The sequence below is a fragment of the Corynebacterium tuberculostearicum genome (assembly GCF_022347235.1).
Classification (GTDB): Bacteria; Actinomycetota; Actinomycetes; order Mycobacteriales; family Mycobacteriaceae; genus Corynebacterium; species Corynebacterium tuberculostearicum_F.
The window spans coordinates 57933-77142 of sequence record NZ_JAKRDX010000010.1 but is presented as its reverse complement, the minus strand read 5'-3'; the positions used below and the strand labels follow the sequence as shown (position 1 = coordinate 77142).

Sequence of the window (19210 nt, the reverse complement as noted above, 5' to 3'; positions counted from 1 at the left end):
GGGCGGGGCGTCGGCAAGCGGGGGCATAGCGCCCCGCCCGCTAGTGCGCTGGGAAAACTAGCGCGTCGCCTGCTCCAAAAGTTCCAGAATGTGGTGATAATCCTCGCCGGTAGCACGGGTCAAGCCGAGCTCGCAGGTGCGGTTGGTCGAGGCGTGATACTGCGCCCCGATTTCCTTGACTTGCGCTGCTTCGGCGCGCGTTGCGGCGTCGGTTAGCTCCGGGTGGAGCATGCCGCGATCGCCGGCATAGCCACAGCAATTCCAGTCAGTGGGAATGTGTACCTCGGCCGCTGCGGCGCGGGCTACCTTCTCCACGTCTTCCATCATGCCCAGCTGGAAGGCAGAGCAGGTGGGGTGCACGGTCACGGAGGCCGCGGGGTTCTTGACCGCAAGCTGCGGCAGGAGGGTATCGGCCGTAAAGCTAATGGCGTCGATGACGGTAATGCCTACCGACTCCAGCATGTCCTTAAATCCGGCGGTACAGCTGCTGGCGTCCACGATGACCGGCAGGCGCGCACCATCGGTGGCCTCCATGACGATATCGCGCACGCGCTGCTCCATCGCATCGTGGCCGGCCTGCATGCCCTTGGACGCCCATGGGGTGCCACAGCAGAGCTTGTCGATGCCCTCCGGAACCTCCAGCGCTACCCCGGCGCGCTCCAAGAGAGTCACGAAGGAATCGGTAGTGCCTTTGCCACCGCCCTGCGGGCCAAACATGGTGTTCACGCAGGCTGGCAGGTAAATGCCGGTGGTCTGCGCGTAGCGGTCACCCACGCGCCCGGCCAAGCGGCCGCGGGACTTGCCGCCCTTGCCCAGCTCCGGCTGGTACTGCGGCAGGTTATCGGTGCCGATGAGGCTGCGGCCCACATCGGTGACCTTCTTGACCAGCTCTGTGGGCAGCAGGTGCGCGCCGGTGAGCGCCAGCCCGGCGCCTTGGCTAACCACCTGCCAATTCTTGGCGGCAGCGCCCCACAGCTTCTGCTGCGCCGGCTGGGCCTCCTCGCGGCGCAGGCGCTTGATGAACTTGCCGGTATCGATACCTACCGGGCAGGCGGTGCGGCACATGGAATCCACGGCGCAGGTCTCGATGCCCATGTATTCATAGGCCTCATCCAGCTCGGCTACGAGCTGGCTATCGCCGACTTCTTCCGCGCGCTTGCGGGCGCGGCGCACCACAATGCGTTGGCGTGGGGTCAGCGTGAGATCGCGCGACGGGCAAACCGGCTCGCAGTAGCCGCACTCCACGCAGCGGTCCACTTCCTCTTCCACGGTGGGGTTGAGCTTGATGTTTTTGATGTGCGCATCGGGGTCATCGTCCAAGATGACGCCCGGGTTCATCGTGTTGCTGGGATCGCAGGCCCGCTTGAGTTCTTGCATAACCGCGTAGAGCTCGTCGCCATACTGGCGGCGTACATACGGCGCCATGGCGCGGCCGGTGCCGTGCTCGGCCTTGAGGTTGCCCTCGGCCGAGAGAACCAAGTCCACCATGCCCTCGTTGAAGTCGTTATACCGACCGATAGCGTCATCGCCTTCAAAGCGGTCCGTGAGCAGGAAGTGGATATTGCCGTCCTTTGCGTGGCCGAAGATAACGGCGTCGTCATAGCCATAGCGGGCAAAGAGTTCCTGCAGGGAAGAGCAGGTATCAGCCAAATCCCCCACGGGCACGACGATATCTTCCAAAAGCGCGGTTGTACCGGACGGGCGCGCCTCAGCAACCTGGGCGTACAGGCCCTTGCGGAAGCTCCATGCGGTATTGCGCGAAGCGGCATCGGCCGAGAAGGCGGCTGGCGATTGCAGCGGCAGCTCGCGCAGAAGCTGCGAGCCCTTGCCCTCCTTCTCCCGCAGTTCTTCTTCCGCGTCAGCGTGGTACTCAATGAGCAGTGCGGCCTGCTTGTCCACGTCGAAACCGGTGATGGCCTGCGGAACCTTGTCAAAGCCTTGGCCCACGCGAATGGAGGCAGAGTCCATCAGCTCCAGGGTGGCCGCCCCGGTATCTAGCAGGGCCGGCAGGGACTTGGTGGCGGCGGTGAGGTCATCAAAGACAGCCACCGTGGTGGTGGTCAGCTTGGAAATGGGCACCGTGCGGAATACCGCTTCTGCAATGAAGGCCAGGGTTCCCTCCGAGCCGATGAGCAGGTGCTCAAAGAACTTGACCGGGCTATCAAAATCTAGGAAGGAATTGAGTCCATAGCCCATCGTGTTTTTCAGCTGGAAGTGGCGGCGGATAATATCCACGGACTCCTGGTTATCGCGCACGCGGCGCTGCAGGCGGGTAAGTGTTTCCACCAGCTCCGGTTCCTGCTCTTGGAACTGCCGGTCTGCATCCGCATCGGCGGTATTGATCACGGTGCCGGTAGGCAGCACGAAGGTTAGCGATTCCAGAGTGTTATACGTATTGAGCTCGGTACCGCAGGCCATACCGGAGGAGTTATTGGCCACCACGCCACCGATGGTGCAGGCAGATTCACTGGCCGGATCCGGGCCAAGCTTGCGATTGCGCAGGCCTAGGCGGGCGTTGACCTGGCGCACCGTCGCGCCGGGCTGGACGCGCACGCGCTTGCCCTCATCCAGCACCTCAATGCCGCGGAAGTGCTTGCGCACGTCCACCAGGTAGCCATCGCCAGAGGCCTGGCCGGCAAGGGAGGTACCACCGGAGCGCAGGGTGACCGGAACATTCTGCTGCCGGCCCGCGCGGAAGATGGCGGCCACGTGCTCGGCCGAGCGGGCCTCAATGACTGCCTTAGGGGTGTACAGGTAGTGCGAGGCATCGGAGGCATGTGCCACGCGGTCAATAACCTCGGTCTTTACCTCCATCCCATAACGAGTAGAAAGTTCTTCCACATCAACGACGCCGGTAGTCATGTACCGCAGCCCGCCTTCCCAGAAAAATAGAGTATGTAGTTGCCCACACATTGCACTCCCCTACCCACAGGGGCGCAAGTTAGGAGGGGCTTAGGAAAGCCTTTCCACCACACCCGTGGCTCGGCTGCATACTGCGCAGACATTTCTCAGATAAACCCGCACCCTTTCCCGCCTGGCGGGTGATCTTCATCTATCCTGGAATGCGTGTCTGCGAATTTGAATAAACATCTAGCAACGTTGTCGAAGCGCGGTCGCAACCGAGTTTTGGTTGGCGACCTTGACTATGCCGGAGTCACCGGCAAGGTTTATACCCCCGCGGAGGGCCAAAGCCTGCCCGCCGTGGCCTTTGGCCATGACTGGATGCACAAGATTAAGGATTACCACGCCACCCTGCGCCACCTGGCTAGCTGGGGCATCGTCGTGGTAGCCCCCGATTCCGAGACCGGCCCCTTCCCCAACCACCGCAACCTGGCCGCGGATATGGAATCCGCGCTGCAGATTGCCGCTGGGGTAAAGCTTGGCGCTGGCAATATTACGGTCTCCCCGGGCAAGCTCGGCATGATTGGCCACGGCATGGGCGGTGGCACGGCCGTGCTGGGCGCCTTGGATAACCAGAAGGTCGCCGCCGTCGCCGCGATTTACCCTTCCATCACCGCGCCATCTGCGGTGCAGGCGGCCCGCCGCATTACTACCCCGGGCCTGGTCATTGGCGCCGGCCAAGAAGACATTTTCAATGCCGGCAATCCCGCCAAGCTGGCCCATAACTGGAATGGCCCAGTCTGCTTCCGCGCCATCGACAAGGGCAGCCACGCCGGCTTTACCGAAGATCGCCTGCGCAAGCTCGCTATCGGCACCGCCGCCTTCCAGTCCGGCCCTACCGAAATCGCCCGCGGCTTGGTCACCGGCTTCCTGTTGGCCACCCTCAATGGCGACTCCACCTATGCCGCCTTTGCGGATCCAGAGGCGAGCGCCAAGAAGGTCGAAAGCCTCGTAGGCGAGGACTTGGCCGAGCGCGCCGGCGTCACCCGCGACGCCTAAGGTATTAGCCCCGCCGCAGCACAGATTGCACCTGCCCCGACGCGTTCCTTGAGCGCGCCGGGGCAGCGCCATATCGGGGCCTTGGCGCCGTCGCCGCTTGCCGACGCCCCACCTGCCCCTTCTCCCTTCGCGCCTCCTGCATGGCTTTATCCGCGGACTTTTCTAGCTCGTCTTGCGCTTTCGCCAGCGTTTTTTCAAATTCCAGCAGGCGTTTAGCCGTCCTTTCCCGAAAGCCCTGCGCAAATTCTGCGAAGTCGTTATTCATTACCACTGACCTGCCTTTCGTGCCTTAATGGTTGGTTCTTCTGGCGCGGGTGCCGCCTCCTGCTGCGGCGCTGGTGCCGGTGCCGGTGCTTCTTCTGGAGCCGGCTGCGGTGCCGGGGCCGGTTCCGGTGCCGGTGCTGGTTCAGGAGCCGGAGCTGGGGCTGGTGACGGTGCCTCTGCTGGACCGGCCGCCTGGAGGTGTGCCACCTTTTCTGGTGGCGGCGTTGGCTCCTCTACCTGAGACAGCTCAGGAGGCGGCGCCATAACGCCATCATCACCAGCTGGCTCCGGCTCCGGTTCGGGCTCGGGCTTAGGGTCCGGGCAGGGATCAGGTTCTGGCTCTGGCTCAGGCTCAGGGACGGGGTCCGGTTCGGGCTCTTGCACCGGGCAATCCGCCTCGGACATGTGCTCCAGGCACTGCGCGGCGCCTTCCACAATGAGGCCCACGCCTACTAAAGCGATTCCGGCCCCTACCAGGCCGAGGCTGCCGCTGCAGGAGGATTCAATTTCACAGCCTTCTGAGCTGGTTTGGGTCGTTTCCACACATTCTTCGGTACTTTCCGCGGTATTTTCCGGGCAGAGCGTTTCCTCGCCTGCGCCCGATCCAGAAGCGGGTTCCGTATCCATGTCTGGTTTAGGTTTCGGCTCTGGCTGAGATTCAGGTTCCGGGCACAGTTCTTCTACTTGCTGTGGCTGTTCTGGCGGCTCCTGCGGCGGAATGATCTCCGCCTGCGCCGGCCTGGTGATCTCTACGTCGCGCTGGGACTGTGATGGACGCTCGGTAAATGGTTGCTCGGTGCACTGATTGCAGTGGCAGCCCGCGCCGTGTTCTGCAGTGGTCTCCGTGTGCACTTCCGTCTTGGATGATTGCTCCGGCTCGGGCTCGGGGCATTCCTTTGGCGGAACAGGTGGTGGCGAAGGAGGCGTCGGCTGTGGCGGCGCGGAAGTCGTCTGGCTCGATTCTCGCTTTGAGTCAGGCTCCGGCATGGGCTTGGGCTCTGGTGGGCACTCCACCTGGGCCGGCTCGGTGGGCTGCGAGGGCGGGGGCGGGCACTCTTCCTTCGGCATCGGCTTAGTGGGAGTAGGAGTCTCCGGGCATTGTTCTACCGGTGCGGGGCAGGCGTCATCTGTAGGTTTAGCTGGCGTCGGGCATTCTTCCGGCATTGGGCGCTCACAGACGCATTCGCAGCGCGATTCAAACTCGTTATAGCAGGACTCAATCGCATCATCGCGGTCACGGCAGGTGCTAGCGATATTGTGATTCGTCTCTTCGATAACGCGCCCGCCGATGGTGGAAAGAATCGGGATGATAAACCTGGCCAGCGGGTGCTTGGTAGCCACCATGGACAAGATATTCAGCAGTGGGATGACCGCAGAGATGAGCTCGGTAAGGGCGGTGTCGGAAACATCGACGACGTCGGCAATAGCGCCCGAGCACTGCTCCGCCGAACTGGTGAGATGGGCGGCATCCTGGCGGTCAATGCCGAAGTCTTCCTGCACGCCGCACAGGTGCTCGCGCATGGCGCCTTGAGCAACCTCGGAATCATCTTGCTGCAAATAGCCCGCTAGTCCAGCACCGCCTCCCTTCGGGCGGTTACCGCCTACGGCCGCAACGGTGTTTTTCACCAGGTTTTCGGGCGCGATGCCATCCACCGCACCGACTAGCTCTCCCAGTAGGTTCATCGGCATGCTAGGGCCCGGGTAGTTTCCCAAGCATGCGAATTGGAATTGGGAAATCGCGTTGGAATAGTCTCCCAGCAGGGATTTTGTCAGCGTGCTCACTTGCTGTCCGCCTCCCCGCCGCGTGCAAAGGAGCTGCCGAAGGACTCATCAAAATCGGCAAAGGCGCGCACCTGTTCATGGGCGGCGTGGGCGGTGGCGGATAAATTATCCAACCTCTGCCCGCCGCGCTCATGGATGCGCGCCAAGACATCACGAATGCGCTCACCGTGGCCGCCAAAGTTGCGTCCAGCCGCGGCCACCGGAAAATCCGGCACCTCGGCCCGGTGGGCATCGCGTTGTTCGTCGTTATCGGCTACGACCTGCCGTAGTGCGGACATCGCCTCCAAGGGGCGAAGAAAAACCTTAGACACTGGTGTATTCCCCCAAATCCATATGCGGTAAAAGTTCTCACCTTCATTGGACTGGGGATTGCGCCAAATGGTTCCCTAGGATGCCAAAATTCTTCCGCACCCGGCGGTTGCGCTAGACCGAGGAAACGATGGCGGAAAGCCTGCCGGCAACCTTGCGGGCCTGCTCCTTATCGGCGGCCTCCACCATGACGCGGAAAACCTCCTCAGTGCCGGAGGGGCGCAACAGGACGCGGCCGGTTTCGCCGAGTTCTTCCTCGGCCTGGGCAATGGCTTCTTGTACCTCGGGGGCGTCCATGATGACACCCTTATCAGAAACCGGCACGTTAATGAGTACCTGCGGCAGCACGGTCATCACCGATGCCAATTCCTTTAGGGACTTCCCGGACTTGGCCATGCGCGCCATGATGGACAGGCCAGTAAGCGTGCCGTCGCCAGTCGTGCAATCATCTGGCAACACGACGTGGCCAGACTGCTCGCCACCCAAGGAGAAATCGCCGCGGTTAAGCTCTTCCAGCACGTAGCGGTCGCCTACTGCGGTGTGGCGCACCTCGATGCCTTGCTCCTGCATGGCTAGCTTCAGGCCCAGGTTAGACATGACGGTTGCTACAAGAGTGTTGTAGCGCAGGTCATTATCCTCCTTCATGCCTACGGCCAGCAGCGCCATAATTTGGTCACCGTCGACAACATTGCCCTCGGCATCCACAGCCAGGCAACGGTCGGCGTCGCCATCATGGGCCAGGCCCAGATCGGCGCCATGCTCGACGACGGCCGCCTGTGCCTTTTCAATGTGCGTCGAACCGCAGTCCTCATTGATATTGAAGGCATTCGGCTTGTTGTGGATAGCAATAACCTCTGCGCCAGCCGCCTCGTAGGCGATCGGAGCGACCTTGGAAGCTGCACCATTGGCGGTGTCTACGACCACCTTGATGCCGCTGAGGTCGGTGGAGACCACTTCCTTCAGGTGGTTGAGGTAGCGCTCGCGTCCGTCCGGGGCCTCCGAGATGATGCGGCCGAGCTTGGTGCCGGTCGGGCCATCCTCGGTGAGGTTTTCCATGGTGGCCTGAATCTGATCTTCTACCTCGTCCGGCAGCTTCTTGCCACCTGCGGAGAAGAACTTGATGCCGTTGTCTGGCATCGGGTTGTGGGAAGCGGAAATCATCACGCCCAAATCCGCGCCATAATCATCCGTCAGGAAGGCAATTGCTGGGGTTGGCAGCACGCCCACGCGCACCACGTCCACGCCGCGGGAAGCCAGACCGGACGCAATCGCTGCATCCAGCATCTCGCCAGAAACACGCGGGTCGCGGCCAATAATGGCCAGCGGCTGGCGCTCGTAGGATTCACGCTTGGCGGTAAATACCTCCGCAGCGGCCTGGCCTAGTTGCAAGGCCAGAATTGGGGTCAGCTTCTTGTTCGCGAGGCCGCGAACGCCATCGGTTCCAAAAAGTCGAGTCATGCAATCAATTATGCACTCCTGTGCCCATCGATTGCATGTTGGGGCGGTCTAGGCGGAGGCAAGCTTCTGGTTTATCAAGGCATTGAGTGAAATTCCTTCCGTCCTTGCTTCCATCACTAGCTTGCGATGCAGCGACGGAGAGGTTCGAACGTTGAATTTTCCCGAATATGAACGAGCCCCCAACGGCTGAGGGATGGTTTCTCCTGACACCTGCATATCTTCTACTACTTCCGCAACCAACTTCAGCAGTTCCTGCTCTGCACAGCTACGGTCAGAATCCATCCACGATAGTGAAGGAAACTCGGCAACCGTCGCCACGAACTCAATATTCTCTGCCAAAGCTCAAAAACGACGAAAGCCGCCGCCTCCCAAAGGAAGCAGCGGCTTTGCGTGGCGCTTGCGCGCGCAGTAGAAGCGAGATTAACGCTTGGAGTACTGCGGTGCGCGACGTGCCTTGTGCAGACCAGCCTTCTTACGCTCAACTGCACGAGCATCTCGGGTGAGCAGACCAGCCTTCTTGAGGGCGGTGCGGTCAGCCGGGTTGTAGATGTTCAGTGCACGAGCGATAGCCAGACGCAGGGCGCCAGCCTGACCGGTTGGGCCACCGCCGTTAACGGTGACCTTGAGGTCGAACTGGTTCTCGCGCTCCAGGAGGGTCAGCGGCAGCAGGATGTCCTGCTGGTGCAGCTTGTTCGGGAAGTACTCGCCGAACTCGCGGCCGTTAACCTCAATCTGGCCGGAGCCAGCAACGAGGCGAACACGTGCGACGGCGCGCTTACGGCGACCGACGGTCTGGATCGGGCCCTCGTGTACCGGAGCGGCAGCCTCGACCTCTTCGGTCTCGGCCGGTGCGATGGAATCACCGATGGTGTTGGTGAACTCTTCGGTAGCGGCGCTTGCTGCAGCGATGTCAGCAGCGTCGGCTACGTTGTTGTCGATGTTCTGCTCAGCCATTACTGTGCCACCTGCTTAAACTCGAAGGTTTCCGGCTTCTGGCCGGCGTACGGGTGCTCTTCGCCTGCGAAGACGTGCAGCTTCTTGATGGAAGCGCGGGAGAGCTTGTTGTGCGGCATCATGCCGGCAACGGATTCTTCGATAACGCGAACCGGGTTGGCGTCCAAAGACTGACCCAGGGTCATGGACTTCAGGCCACCCGGGTAACCGGAGTGGCGGTAGCGCATCTCGCGGCCGCGCTTGGTGGAAGAAACGTGGATCTTGTCAGCGTTGATGATGATGACGTGGTCACCAGCGTCAACGTTCGGTGCGAACTGTGGCTTGTGCTTGCCGCGCAGCAGGTCTGCAACGGTGGAAGCGAGCTTGCCCAGCACCACATCAGTAGCGTCGATGACGTACCACTTGCGGGTGATGTCACCGCTCTTTGGGTGGAAAGTAGACAATTTGACTCCTTGAAAGTCTGTCTCGGAACTGCCGGCCAGCGCTAAGCATCCATTCACTCCCGTACAGCGGCCGGTGGAGACCTGCAGGGAGCGCTTCGCCAGCTGCTTGCCGACGAGCGAACACATAGGTCTCCTACCCTACTTGCTCACCTGCCCAAAGACCAAAACACCGAAACCGGCACCTTCCGCGGCTCAAACGGGAGGTGCCGGCTCGTGGGTACGGACTAGAAAGGTACGACTTCAAAGAGTGGAAGAGATAGCAAGAGAAAAGAACTAGAAAAGGAGTACTCACGCTGGTTTCTTGGCCAAGGCTGCGGCTGCGTCCGCCTCCTGCCACGCGGGTGTGGTCAGTGGCACCGCAGCCCCGACGGGGACAGCGTGGGACCGTGCAAACAGGGTGTGGATTTAACCCCAGCTTGCGGCGGCGCGACGGTTGACGTCGCTCATTGCATCGTTGCCTTGCGAAACGGTCTTGGAGATGGTGGCGAGCACGGTGTTGAGTTCTTGGGACGCCTTATCCCACTTGGCCTGCGCTTGGTTATAAGCCACGGCGGACTCGCCCTCCCAGGTGCTCACCATCGGCTGTAGGCGCGCCTTCAGGTCTGCCAAGGTGCTGTTGATGCGACCAGAGGTGGCGTTGATGTCGGCTGCGGCGGAAGAAATGGCACCGAATTCGTACTTGATCTCGGACATGTGGTGGTTGATTCCCTTCTGTGAATCTATAGCTTTTGGGCTGCGGAGTAGTGAACTGTGCGGTGCGGTTTAGAGGGCGAGGCCGCCGCCCACGTTGGAGAAGGCCTGGGTGTTTTCTGCTTCCACGCTGTCGAAGTTGTGGGCGTTGCTGCGGATATTGTCAGAGATAGAGGCCAAGGCCTCACGCAGCTGCTGCGCAGAGGTGTTGTAGCGCTGCATCAGGTCATCAAAAGAGACCTGGGCCTGGCCAACCCAGCTGCCACGGACGGAGTCGACGACGCCCTGCAGGCGGGTGAGCTCGCCTTGGACTTCATCATTGGTGTTATCGACTTTGCCGGCGGTGGCGATCATGACATCGGCTTGTGTCTTGAAAGTCTGAGACATAAGAGTGCGCCCCTCCTTAGGGCGGATGAGATTGTGTGTATTTCCCCCGAAAAAGCAGCTGTGCTTCGCATCTGTGCTTTCTCACTTTTATTGGACTGAACTTTCCGCCAAACGGTTCCCGGCTGAGGGAAAGTTTTTGAGACTATTTTTTGACCAGGCTTTCCGTGGCCATACGGCAGGCTGCCTTTTGAACGGCGTTGGAGTTATGCCGGGTATGGCATCCCACGGACATCTGGTGCCCACGGTCTTCCCAGGTGGTCCATTCCACCAAGGAGCCGTCCCCGGGGTCTTCGGTATAGGTCAGGCGCCCTGCCTCATCGGTGGCATCGCGAAGCGTCGGATCTTCGTCGACCTGCGCGTGAATTTCTTTGAACAGGGCATCCGCCGGCACGTTAAACATCTCATCCGCCGCCAGCAGGATGCGTAGGTTCGGGTCTTTCCCGGTGGCGGTGACCAGACCATCTTCTACCTTGGTGTGGAACCCACTGGGGACTACTACTGACATTCCTTCCACGTCTAAGCGCTTTTCGCCTGGGTTCAATTCCTCGCTGCCGGAATCTGACGCGCCTGGCATTCCCGGTTGCGGCGAGGCCGGCGCGAACTCCGCCGCACCATCGCCGCTTGGCTCGGCAGCGCGGGGTTGCGGGTGCGATGCATCCGGAGCGGCGTCGCCTTCACCTGAAGCTTGGGCACCGATGGCCCACCAAGAAGCCCCAGCCACGGCGATGATGACCACGGCAATTGCCACATGAAAGATATCGATGGCTCCGAGCCAACCGCGCAGGCGGTCGGTCCAGCGTGGCGTTACCGGTTCGTCATAAGCAGGTGCCTCCATCACCGTAGTGGGAGGTGCCGAATCAGTGGCTTCAGGAACCGGGTGAGGAGGCGGATCGAGTGGGTCCGGGGCGGCTAGCGGGGAGATGGTTGGTTCTGGGTCGATGAGGTGCACCCCGGTGACTTCCAATTGCCGGCAGATAATAGAGGTGGCTTCCTGCGCAATTCCCGTGCCGGAAGAGTCTGCCACCACGCAGGCTTCCACGTCGGGCCAGGACGGTCCCGCCATCTTGGATATCTGATCCATGACTTGGCCTAAGGCCCAGCCTTCCACAATGCCGGTTCCCGGCAGGTCATAGCGATAGACCGTTTCGGGCCCTTCAAAGATTGTGGCCGCATCCAGGATGGTGACGGTAATGGGGCCGGCGGTGGTCTCCCCACCAGTAGGGATAGGGGTGTCGGTTGGCGTATGCGCGCTGAGATTGGTGGTCATTTACTTTTCTCCTTCTAGGTACACCGCTTGGGCGACGCCGAGGTTTTCACCGCGGATGCTCCACTGACCGCGGCCGGGTGGTTGGTGGCTGGGCTTGAGTCCGAAGATGGTTCCTTCGTCGCGGTCGGCGTCGAAAAGCAGCAGCGCCGGCTGCAGATCGCGCACCGCGGAAAAGAATTGGCCAAAGAGGGCACGGCCGATGCCGCCGGATTTGCGAGCGATAACAAGGTGCAATCCAATGTCGCGGTCATGTGGGAGCAATTCCAGCAGTGGCGAGAGGGCAATATCGCTCAGCAGGTCCGCATCATCGATGACTAGGTAAATATCTGGGCCCTGCCACCAATCTCGTGCGGCGAGCTGCGCCGGGGTAATGTCCGGGCCAGGCAGGCGAGATTCCAGGGTCCGGACTGTATCGACAATGGCCTCTTGCGCACTCGACTGCGTCGCGGCGTAGGCAGCAACCATGTCCTGGTCCAAGGTTCCCAGGTGGGCTCGGCGCTGGTCGATGACCACGAGCCGGGCGTCTTCCCGCGCAAAGGCGCTAATGCCGCGCATGATCTGCGCCAGGAAGGTGGACTTGCCACAACCCTGCGCCCCGATTGCCACCAGGTGCGGCTCACGAGACGGATTCCAGGTCAGCGTATCGAGGTCGCGTCCGCCGATGCCCCAGGCGATCTCGCCGGCGGGGACATCCCCTTGAGCTGCGAGTGCGGCCGGGGTAAGCACGGCGGGCAGCATCTTGAGCTGTGGAACTGGGTCAGCCGCAGCATGCACGCGGCAGACGTGGGCGATGTCCTGGTTGGAGGTGCGAGCTAAGAGCATATTCTCACCCGCCAAGGTGAGCCCGCGGCCCGGCTGGCTAGGAAGCTTTTGCTGTAGTTTGCGGTCGATGAGCGAATCCAAGGCCTCACCCAGGCGTAGCTCGAGGCGGTTGGCAATAAGGTCGCGGATAGCGGGGCGCATCGTCGTCCACCGCGAGGTGGCAATGACGACATGCACGTGGGCGGAGGCGCCATCGGCGACGATCTCGGTGACCTTCTCCGCTATGTCTTCAAACTCGGCGTTGGAGGTACCAATGTGGTGCCAGCCATCAATGACAAGGAAGGTTGCGGACTGTTCTGGGCGGCGGATAAACCCAGCTACTTCGTCGACGATGCGCCGTACTTTTTCGGCCTCCTCGCGTCCTGCGACTCCGGCGACGTGGGGCAAACGCTCCAGGGATGCTAGCTGACCGCCGCCAAGATCGATGACGTAGAAGCGTGCCGCCTGCGGGTCATGCCGTAGAGCTAGCGCAGAGACGATCGTGCGCAGCGCACTCGATTTACCGGACTGCGGGCCACCACACAGGGCCATGTGTCCGCCGTGTTGGGTGAAATCAATAATCAGCTCGTCCTGGCGTTGGTAATATGGCCTATCGATAATGCCGATGGGCGCGCGCAGCTCCCTTTGGTCCACTGCGGGCGAGACTGCACCCGCGTCATCTGCACCGGAAAGCCCCGGCAACGCGGATAGCTCAATGACCGGCGGTAGCGGCGGCAGCCAGATGCGGTGCGCCGATTGATCGCGCAGGTGGGCCTCTTCCGCCGCGGCGCGCACGACCTCGGTAAGCACAGTGGTGGAGTCATCAAGAACCACCGCAGCGCTAGTATTGTCCTCTTCCTGGGACCAGCCATGAAAGAGCTGCACGCGGCCGCGGGAAGCTGCGGGGTGGTCCACGGAGGCGTCGGCAAGCGCCCGGCGCGGCAGGGGCCCAGACACATAAGAAGCTTGGAAGCGGGTCAAGGCCTCGGCATCGGATTTGAGGTAACCCGCGCCGGGCTGGCCGGGCAGGTGGTAGGCATCGGTCACGCCCAATACCTGGCGGGATTCCGCTGAGGAGAAGGTTTTCAGGCCGATTCGGTAGGACAAGTGGGAATCTAGCCCCCGCAAGCGGCCTTCTTCGAGCCTTTGGGAGGCCAAAAGCAGGTGCACGTGGAGACTGCGCCCCAAGCGGCCGACGGCGACAAAGAGTTCCGCGAAATCGGGGTGCTGGCCCAAAAGCTCCGAGAACTCATCGACCACAATGACCAAAGCCGGCAAGGGCCCGTGCTCACGCACGGCGGTGGCAGAAGCGTTGTATTCACTGACATTGGCAAAGTTTCCGGCGGTGCGCAGCAGCTCCTGGCGGCGATTCATCTCGCCGGAGATGGCATCGTACATGCGCTCTACCAGCGTAGATTCCTCTTCCAGGTTGGTAATCACCGCGGAGGTATGCGGCAGGCGGTCGCATCCTAAGAATGTCGCGCCGCCCTTGAAATCCACGAGCACGAGGTTAAGCTCGTCCGGACTATGGGTAGCCGCCAACGCGGTGACAAGGGTGCGCAGCAGCTCCGACTTTCCGCTGCCAGTCGCACCGATGCACAAGCCATGCGGGCCCATACCGCCGTGGGCAGATTCCTTGAGATCTACCGTGACGGGCTGGCCCACCGTATCGATGCCGATAGGCACCATAAGACGTGCCGAGCCCTCCCGGCCATGCCACATGCCGCTGGCCGCTAGCTCTTCCACATCGCGATAGCCCAGAAGGCCCATAAGGTCACTGCCACGCCGGCCAGAAGTGCTATCGGGGCGGCGAAAGGAGGCCATACTGCGCGCGAGCAATGTCGCGCCGGCCGCACTCATTCCATCGGGAAAACCAAGGTCTTCCACCCCTGCCGCGGTGACCACCTGCAGCTGCTCCCCTGCCACGAGGCTTAGCCCTTCGTGCTCGGCGCGTACCCCCAGCGCCGAAGACGGCGCCCCACCAACCTCAATGATGGTGGTATAGGAATCATCGTGGAAGAAGTCTTCGGTTCCCGTGGTCAGCACGCCATCGACAATGAGGATGCGAAAGCGCGCCTTTTCCGGTGTGCGCGCATGGGGCAGCCATTTCAGCCACTCCCACTGGCCACCGATAGCCTCGATCCCGCAGGTTTCCGGGCCATGCGCCAACGCCATCTGCAGCACCATTGCACGCACCATATCGCGGGCGGGATCTGCGCGCTCTCCGCCTCGGGAAGACGCCGTCCCGGACACGGACAAGAAGCGAAAGGCCTGCAGTTGGATAACCACCGGCATATCGGGCACAGTGCCCACCGCCTTTATGGTCTGGCGCATGCTTACCGCACACACCGGGTCCAGGTCTTCGGTGGCGCCGGAGTCCGGCACGTTGATGGGGGTGCACAACGTCGTTGGTCCAGTTCCCACGCGTACTTCGAGGGCGTCCGAGTCATCCGGGCCACGCTCCCACATGCGGCGCGAGCCGACTAGAGCGCTCAGCTCCACCGGTGCAGGGTGGCGATAGTTCTCATGCGCACGCTGCGCCGAAGCATTGCGCAGCGCCTTTTCCCGCAAGGCTTTGATGTGGCGCAGGTAGGTGCGCCGGGTTTCATCTGGGTCCTGCCCGCTATTATTGGGCCCAAACATCATGGCCATGCTCGCCAGCATCATCAATGGAAACATCAAGGCCATCGGGCTAATCTGCCGGGATTCCCCAGCGCCTAACACCATGAGGGCGACCATGCCGAGCATCGCCGCAATCATCACCACCGGCAGCAGCAGCCGCACCAGCGGCACCGGTTGTGGACGCACCGCCTCCGGGACTTCCTCGGCCTCGATGCTGCCGGTGGGCAGCGGCGGCGCAGCATCCCGTAGTGGCATGGTCAACGGCTCAATGACGCGGGTATCCCCGATCCCAAGCATGCCTAAATAACCTCCCCCGAGCCACGCGCCAAGCGCCCTTGGCCCCCTGCCAAGATTCCCCGCGCTGCGGTGGACACGTCGCCACTAGTAAGCCACAATATGTGGCATTGGGCAAGGGGGACGCCCACAATCCATACATTTTTCGGGGGACATCATGACTACTGCAACGGCGCATCATTTGCGCCTTACCGTTCGCATTCATGCCGGCGCCTTCCACAAGGAGGCGGACGTGGCGCTACCGCTAAGCTCCAGCGTGGGAGAGCTTTTGGCGGAAATCACTGACTTGGTGGATGCGCCCACCATTTCTGAACCCTGGCGCGCCAGTACAGCCTCCGGCCGCGCCATCGATCTCACCGCCCCATTGGCTGCCACTGCGCTCACGGAAGGCTCCATCCTGGTTATTAGTCCGCGCGAGCGCCGGCCTGCACCGGTGATTCGGGATGCGGCGGAATCGCTCGCCGCCGCGGCTGAGGAGGATACTACCGCCGCCCTTCCCACCATCTGGGCGTGGGCGGGGCTGCTTGCCGCCTTCGCCCTCGTGTGGGTTAGCTCCCTTCCCCTCGCGGCGTGGGCGGCGTTGACCACTGGTGCCCTGTTGCTCGCCTTGTGGACCCGGGCCCTATCGCTGGTGCACCTTAGCCTGGTGGCCGGCATGGCGTGTGGCTGGGTGGTGATTTCGCCCTCGCTTGGCGAAGCCCCCTTTGCCGCACTCACCGCCTGCGTCGCCCTCCTCATCGTGCTGCTTGCCTGCCACGTCACCGGGTTGAGCACGGTTCGCACTACCGCCGTGGCACTCACCGTCTCGGTGCTGTTGTTGGTCGCGGCTTTGGGCTACCTGCTGCCCGGACCAGAGACGGGTCTCCAGGGCAGCCACGGTACGGCGGCTGCCGCCTGCGTGGTGATCGCCGGCATTATCCTGTTGGCCGCAGCTCCTGCGCTGACCGTTGCCACCGCTGGGCTCAAAGTCCCGCAGCTGCCCACGGCCGGCCAAGACCTCGCGGTTTCGGATGCCGTCCAGCCGGATGTCGATATCCGTGCCCGGCGCGCCGGCAGCGCCTATGAGGGAATGTGCTGTGGGCTGGCACTCTGTCTCATTCCGGCCCTGATCGCCCTCTCGCTGACGGGCAGTGGCCCGGCCTTGGCGCCGACTAGCGGCGCGCCCGATTCTCTCGCCGAGTACGTTGCGGTGCTCTTTGGTGCTGAGCACACCGGCGCGGGCTTCGTCCAAGCACTCTGCGTGACCACCGCGGGTGCCGTCGTCCTGCATGCCGCCCGGCACGGTCGTGCGCTGGCTAGTTGGGCCCTGATGCTGCTGGCGATGACCGCCTGTCTCGCTACATGCTTGTGCGCTACCCACGCGGTGGCGAATTCCGGGATTGCCGATGCCTGGGCGCCGCTCCTTGTTGCCTGCCTGGTTCTCCTCGCCATGCTGAGCGCCCCGCTGTGGGCACCCAAGGTGACCGGGCTCGAGCCCACCACCATCGCGTGGTTTGAACGCATAGAATCCCTCGCCATTGCCGCTAGTTTGCCGCTGGCCGCGCACCTAGCCGGTGTCTTCGTGCTCATTAGAGGGCTTGGATAATGCGCGTGCTACCGACCGCTTTAGTAGTTGCATTCGCTGCAGGACTGACTGCTGCTCCCTACGCGGCCGCGCGCGAACCGGACCGCGAATGCGCCGCCGCACATTCCTCACCGCTTTCGCCCCAACCAAGCGAGGAGCAGCTAGACTACCGGGCCCGTTTACATTCCTTTGCTACCGGGGAAGGCGTCAAAGTAGCCGTTATCGATACTGGCGTTGCCCGTCACGACCAACTGCGGCATCTCAGCAATGGCGCGGATCTTGTCGCGCCGGAGGAACCAGAGCCGCATCGCGATTGCGACCTGCACGGCACCGTCGTGGCCGGTGTCATCGCCGGACACGATATCGGTATCGCCCCGCGAGCAGAGATTTACGCTGTGCGTCAGACCAGCGCGCACTATCGCCAGGAAGCGGAGGACAGTACCACCGGATCGCTGGACACCCTGGCCCGCGCCATCGATGACGCCGCCGCTGCCGGTGCCCGCGTCATCAACATCTCCGTCGTCTCCTGTGTCCCGCCGGATGTGGCCGCGCAGGTCGATACTTCCCGATTGGACCGTGCTTTGGCGCATGCGGAAGACTCCGGCGCCGTGGTGATTGCAGCATCCGGCAATGCGTCCTCTGGCAGCTGTGAGATGGGTGACCGCGTCTTTCCGGCGGATTCGCCCACGGTGCTCTCGGTGAGCGCCCAAGCGGATTCGCACGAACTCGCTGACTACTCTCTGAATTCGGCCGATGGCCCCCAGCTTGCTGCGCAAGGATTCATTCCGCTAGCGCTCAACCCCGCGGGTGGATGGGCCGATGGTAAGGAAGGCACGGACGGAACGGCGCAGTTCCATGGCACCTCCTTTGCCGCGCCGGTGGTCAGCGGCACCGCTGCCCTCTTGGCACAGCGCTTTCCAGACGATAGCCCGGCCGCCCTCCGCAAACGCTTGGAGGACGCCGCGGAGCCAGGACACGGCTTCATCGACCCGCTCACCGTGCTCACCCACGTGGAAGCGGGCCCGGGCGTCGATACCCGAGCTATGACCATCCACCCCGCCGACGAAGTCGACTCGCGCGCCCCCACACGCAGTGCCTGGGTGCTGGGTGGGTTAGCGCTGGCGCTTGCTGCGTGGGCGGCGTGGCGCGGGCTGCGGCCTAAGAACTAACCTGCAGCGCCTGCTCACGGTTGAGCGCGGAGCCTTCCGGCAGCAACCGCAGGATCTCCCACGGCACCTGCGCGCCCACTCCGGTGCCAAGGGCTTCCAAAGTCTCTTTGTCCTTGACCTCGTGCCGCTGCCCCGTGGGTGAGACCACGTGATAGCCATGGCCGCTGTCTACGCCTACGCCACCAGCGTTGAGCCCACCAAAGCGATGGGCCACCGACTCACCTGCCAAGGCGACAGTGCCCGCTTGGGCAGGTACCACTACCCCGCCGCCCTCGTTAGCAGCACACATCCAGCCATCGTCCGGGCTTAGGAAGCGGAAGGACGTGGAGGGAAGGTTGAGGTTTAAGGGGGCGTCGGCAAGCGCAGCAATCTCCTGCGGCGTGGCTGTTGTCTCCTTGGCACCCACGCCTGTGAGTATCTCCGCCTGCGTAGGCGTGAGCTCAGCTACGCCCTCGGACGTACGCGCCCACAAACCTTGGCCGGTATCGACGACCTCGGGTGGTTCGGCCGGAAAGTTCAGCGGTGGCAGCTCCGCAAAGGCATTGAGCAGCTCGGGTGGCACGGGCCAAGTGTGGGTACTATCGTCCACGCCCACCGCCCGACGCACGACACGCCCTTCGGTGCTGGAGGGATCTGGCAGCGCCACGCGGCCTTCCTGGGTGACAAGCCACTGCGTGCCCTCGGATTCCACCAGTGCGGCGCGCTCCTCACCGAGGCTTTTCTGCTCGGGCTCGGCAAGGACAATAACCTCCTGCGACGCTACCTGGTGACCGCCAATGCTGGTCGGGTTATCTGTAGACGGCGCCTCATCCTTGCCGGCCAAACACGCTGCCCATCGCTCTTGGGGATTCTCGCCTGCCGCCGCGAGGTACCCAGGGGCATCCGAGATACCCACCGGTGAGCCCAGTAGCGCTTCTTGCAGGTGCTCATCCCCAATGGTCTGCGCCTCGGCCGCCTGCCCGGCGATAATGCGCGCCGAAGCCAGGTTGAAAACCGGGTGGTAGGTGTCATTGACATCCACAAAGAGCTGGCCCTGCTCCGAGCGCACAATCGGCGCATCACCCGGCTGCGGGCTCGGCTGCAGCCAGGCCAACATGCCAGAGCCCACCGCAAGGAAGGCGACGCCGACCCCGCCGAAAAGGAGCGCTTTGCGGCGCCTAGCCAAAGGATCGTGAATCATGCGGATATCGCCTAAGACGAGCCCATGCTCGACGCGGCGGCGCAAGAATTTATGACCCGATACCTGGGCCTTGGTAGTAGGCAGCGGACGTGCCATGATTTTCCCCCGAAAAGTCTGTGTACACCC

General features: G+C 62.6%; 16 protein-coding genes. 3 read left to right on the top strand and 13 right to left on the bottom strand.

What is annotated here, in order from left to right:
* Positions 1-57 precede the first annotated feature (57 nt).
* A complete protein-coding gene (locus tag MHK09_RS07070) occupies positions 58-2862 on the bottom strand; it encodes an FAD-binding and (Fe-S)-binding domain-containing protein (RefSeq protein WP_250413084.1) in 2805 nt (934 codons plus the stop codon).
* 204 nt (positions 2863-3066) lie between these two features.
* Between MHK09_RS07070 and MHK09_RS07065 the strand changes: the two genes are divergently transcribed.
* Entirely contained in the window at positions 3067-3900 is an 834-nt protein-coding gene (locus MHK09_RS07065) for a dienelactone hydrolase family protein (protein WP_250413083.1), read from the top strand.
* A gap of 4 nt (positions 3901-3904) precedes the next feature.
* On the opposite strand, the gene MHK09_RS07060 is transcribed toward MHK09_RS07065, so the two are convergent.
* From MHK09_RS07060 to eccCa, 11 genes are all read right to left on the bottom strand, one after another.
* On the bottom strand, positions 3905-4165 hold the full coding sequence (locus MHK09_RS07060; protein ID WP_250408740.1) for a hypothetical protein: 261 nt from the start codon (positions 4163-4165) through the stop codon (positions 3905-3907).
* Positions 4165-5946 (bottom strand): hypothetical protein, encoded by a 1782-nt coding sequence (locus MHK09_RS07055; RefSeq protein ID WP_250413082.1) that lies wholly within the window; start codon positions 5944-5946, stop codon positions 4165-4167. The genes MHK09_RS07060 and MHK09_RS07055 overlap by 1 nt, the downstream gene beginning before the upstream one ends.
* The gene (locus MHK09_RS07050; protein ID WP_239193036.1) at positions 5943-6224 is read right to left on the bottom strand and encodes a hypothetical protein; all 282 of its coding nucleotides are present in this window, start codon (positions 6222-6224) and stop codon (positions 5943-5945) included. The genes MHK09_RS07055 and MHK09_RS07050 overlap by 4 nt, the downstream gene beginning before the upstream one ends.
* A 145-nt stretch (positions 6225-6369) precedes the next feature.
* Positions 6370-7713 (bottom strand): phosphoglucosamine mutase, encoded by a 1344-nt coding sequence (glmM, locus tag MHK09_RS07045; RefSeq protein WP_005328038.1) that lies wholly within the window; start codon positions 7711-7713, stop codon positions 6370-6372.
* Between the two features lie 48 nt (positions 7714-7761).
* Positions 7762-8052: a type II toxin-antitoxin system HicB family antitoxin gene (locus tag MHK09_RS07040; RefSeq protein ID WP_250413081.1), complete on the bottom strand. Its 291-nt coding sequence runs from the start codon at positions 8050-8052 to the stop codon at positions 7762-7764.
* Positions 8053-8133: 81 nt separating this feature from the next.
* On the bottom strand, positions 8134-8667 hold the full coding sequence (gene rpsI, locus MHK09_RS07035) for a 30S ribosomal protein S9 (protein ID WP_250413080.1): 534 nt from the start codon (positions 8665-8667) through the stop codon (positions 8134-8136).
* Positions 8667-9110, bottom strand: coding sequence for a 50S ribosomal protein L13 (rplM, locus tag MHK09_RS07030; protein WP_034668278.1), 444 nt, complete (start codon positions 9108-9110; stop codon positions 8667-8669). Before rplM ends, rpsI begins: the two co-directional genes overlap by 1 nt.
* A gap of 405 nt (positions 9111-9515) precedes the next feature.
* Entirely contained in the window at positions 9516-9803 is a 288-nt protein-coding gene (locus tag MHK09_RS07025) for a WXG100 family type VII secretion target (protein WP_005322746.1), read from the bottom strand.
* A gap of 69 nt (positions 9804-9872) precedes the next feature.
* Positions 9873-10187: a WXG100 family type VII secretion target gene (locus tag MHK09_RS07020; RefSeq protein WP_250413079.1), complete on the bottom strand. Its 315-nt coding sequence runs from the start codon at positions 10185-10187 to the stop codon at positions 9873-9875.
* A 142-nt stretch (positions 10188-10329) separates the two neighbouring features.
* Entirely contained in the window at positions 10330-11454 is a 1125-nt protein-coding gene (locus tag MHK09_RS07015; RefSeq protein WP_179387395.1) for a type VII secretion-associated protein, read from the bottom strand.
* Positions 11455-15174, bottom strand: a complete 3720-nt coding sequence (gene eccCa / locus MHK09_RS07010; RefSeq protein WP_250413078.1) for a type VII secretion protein EccCa — start codon at positions 15172-15174, stop codon at positions 11455-11457.
* Positions 15175-15328: 154 nt separating this feature from the next.
* Here eccCa and eccD point away from each other — a divergent pair, with 154 nt between their 5' ends.
* Complete coding sequence (gene eccD / locus MHK09_RS07005) at positions 15329-16756, top strand: type VII secretion integral membrane protein EccD (protein ID WP_250413077.1); 1428 nt, start codon at positions 15329-15331, stop codon at positions 16754-16756.
* Positions 16756-17904 (top strand): S8 family serine peptidase, encoded by a 1149-nt coding sequence (locus MHK09_RS07000; RefSeq protein ID WP_250413076.1) that lies wholly within the window; start codon positions 16756-16758, stop codon positions 17902-17904. Before eccD ends, MHK09_RS07000 begins: the two co-directional genes overlap by 1 nt.
* Here the strand turns inward: MHK09_RS07000 and eccB are convergent.
* Positions 17894-19180, bottom strand: coding sequence for a type VII secretion protein EccB (eccB, locus tag MHK09_RS06995; RefSeq protein ID WP_150851298.1), 1287 nt, complete (start codon positions 19178-19180; stop codon positions 17894-17896). The genes MHK09_RS07000 and eccB overlap by 11 nt on opposite strands.
* Positions 19181-19210: the final 30 nt, after the last annotated feature.

Excerpts from the sequence above, each read along its gene's own strand:
- MHK09_RS07050 (WP_239193036.1), bottom strand. The coding sequence starts at position 6,224 with ATGTCCGCACTACGGCAGGTCGTAGCCGATAACGACGAACAACGCGAT.
- eccB (WP_150851298.1), bottom strand. The coding sequence starts at position 19,180 with ATGGCACGTCCGCTGCCTACTACCAAGGCCCAGGTATCGGGTCATAAA.
- MHK09_RS07070 (WP_250413084.1), bottom strand. The coding sequence starts at position 2,862 with ATGACTACCGGCGTCGTTGATGTGGAAGAACTTTCTACTCGTTATGGG.
- MHK09_RS07000 (WP_250413076.1), top strand. The coding sequence starts at position 16,756 with ATGCGCGTGCTACCGACCGCTTTAGTAGTTGCATTCGCTGCAGGACTG.
- MHK09_RS07060 (WP_250408740.1), bottom strand. The coding sequence starts at position 4,165 with ATGAATAACGACTTCGCAGAATTTGCGCAGGGCTTTCGGGAAAGGACG.
- rpsI (WP_250413080.1), bottom strand. The coding sequence starts at position 8,667 with ATGGCTGAGCAGAACATCGACAACAACGTAGCCGACGCTGCTGACATC.
- glmM (WP_005328038.1), bottom strand. The coding sequence starts at position 7,713 with ATGACTCGACTTTTTGGAACCGATGGCGTTCGCGGCCTCGCGAACAAG.
- MHK09_RS07020 (WP_250413079.1), bottom strand. The coding sequence starts at position 10,187 with ATGTCTCAGACTTTCAAGACACAAGCCGATGTCATGATCGCCACCGCC.
- eccD (WP_250413077.1), top strand. The coding sequence starts at position 15,329 with ATGACTACTGCAACGGCGCATCATTTGCGCCTTACCGTTCGCATTCAT.
- eccCa (WP_250413078.1), bottom strand. The coding sequence starts at position 15,174 with ATGCTTGGGATCGGGGATACCCGCGTCATTGAGCCGTTGACCATGCCA.
- MHK09_RS07015 (WP_179387395.1), bottom strand. The coding sequence starts at position 11,454 with ATGACCACCAATCTCAGCGCGCATACGCCAACCGACACCCCTATCCCT.
- MHK09_RS07025 (WP_005322746.1), bottom strand. The coding sequence starts at position 9,803 with ATGTCCGAGATCAAGTACGAATTCGGTGCCATTTCTTCCGCCGCAGCC.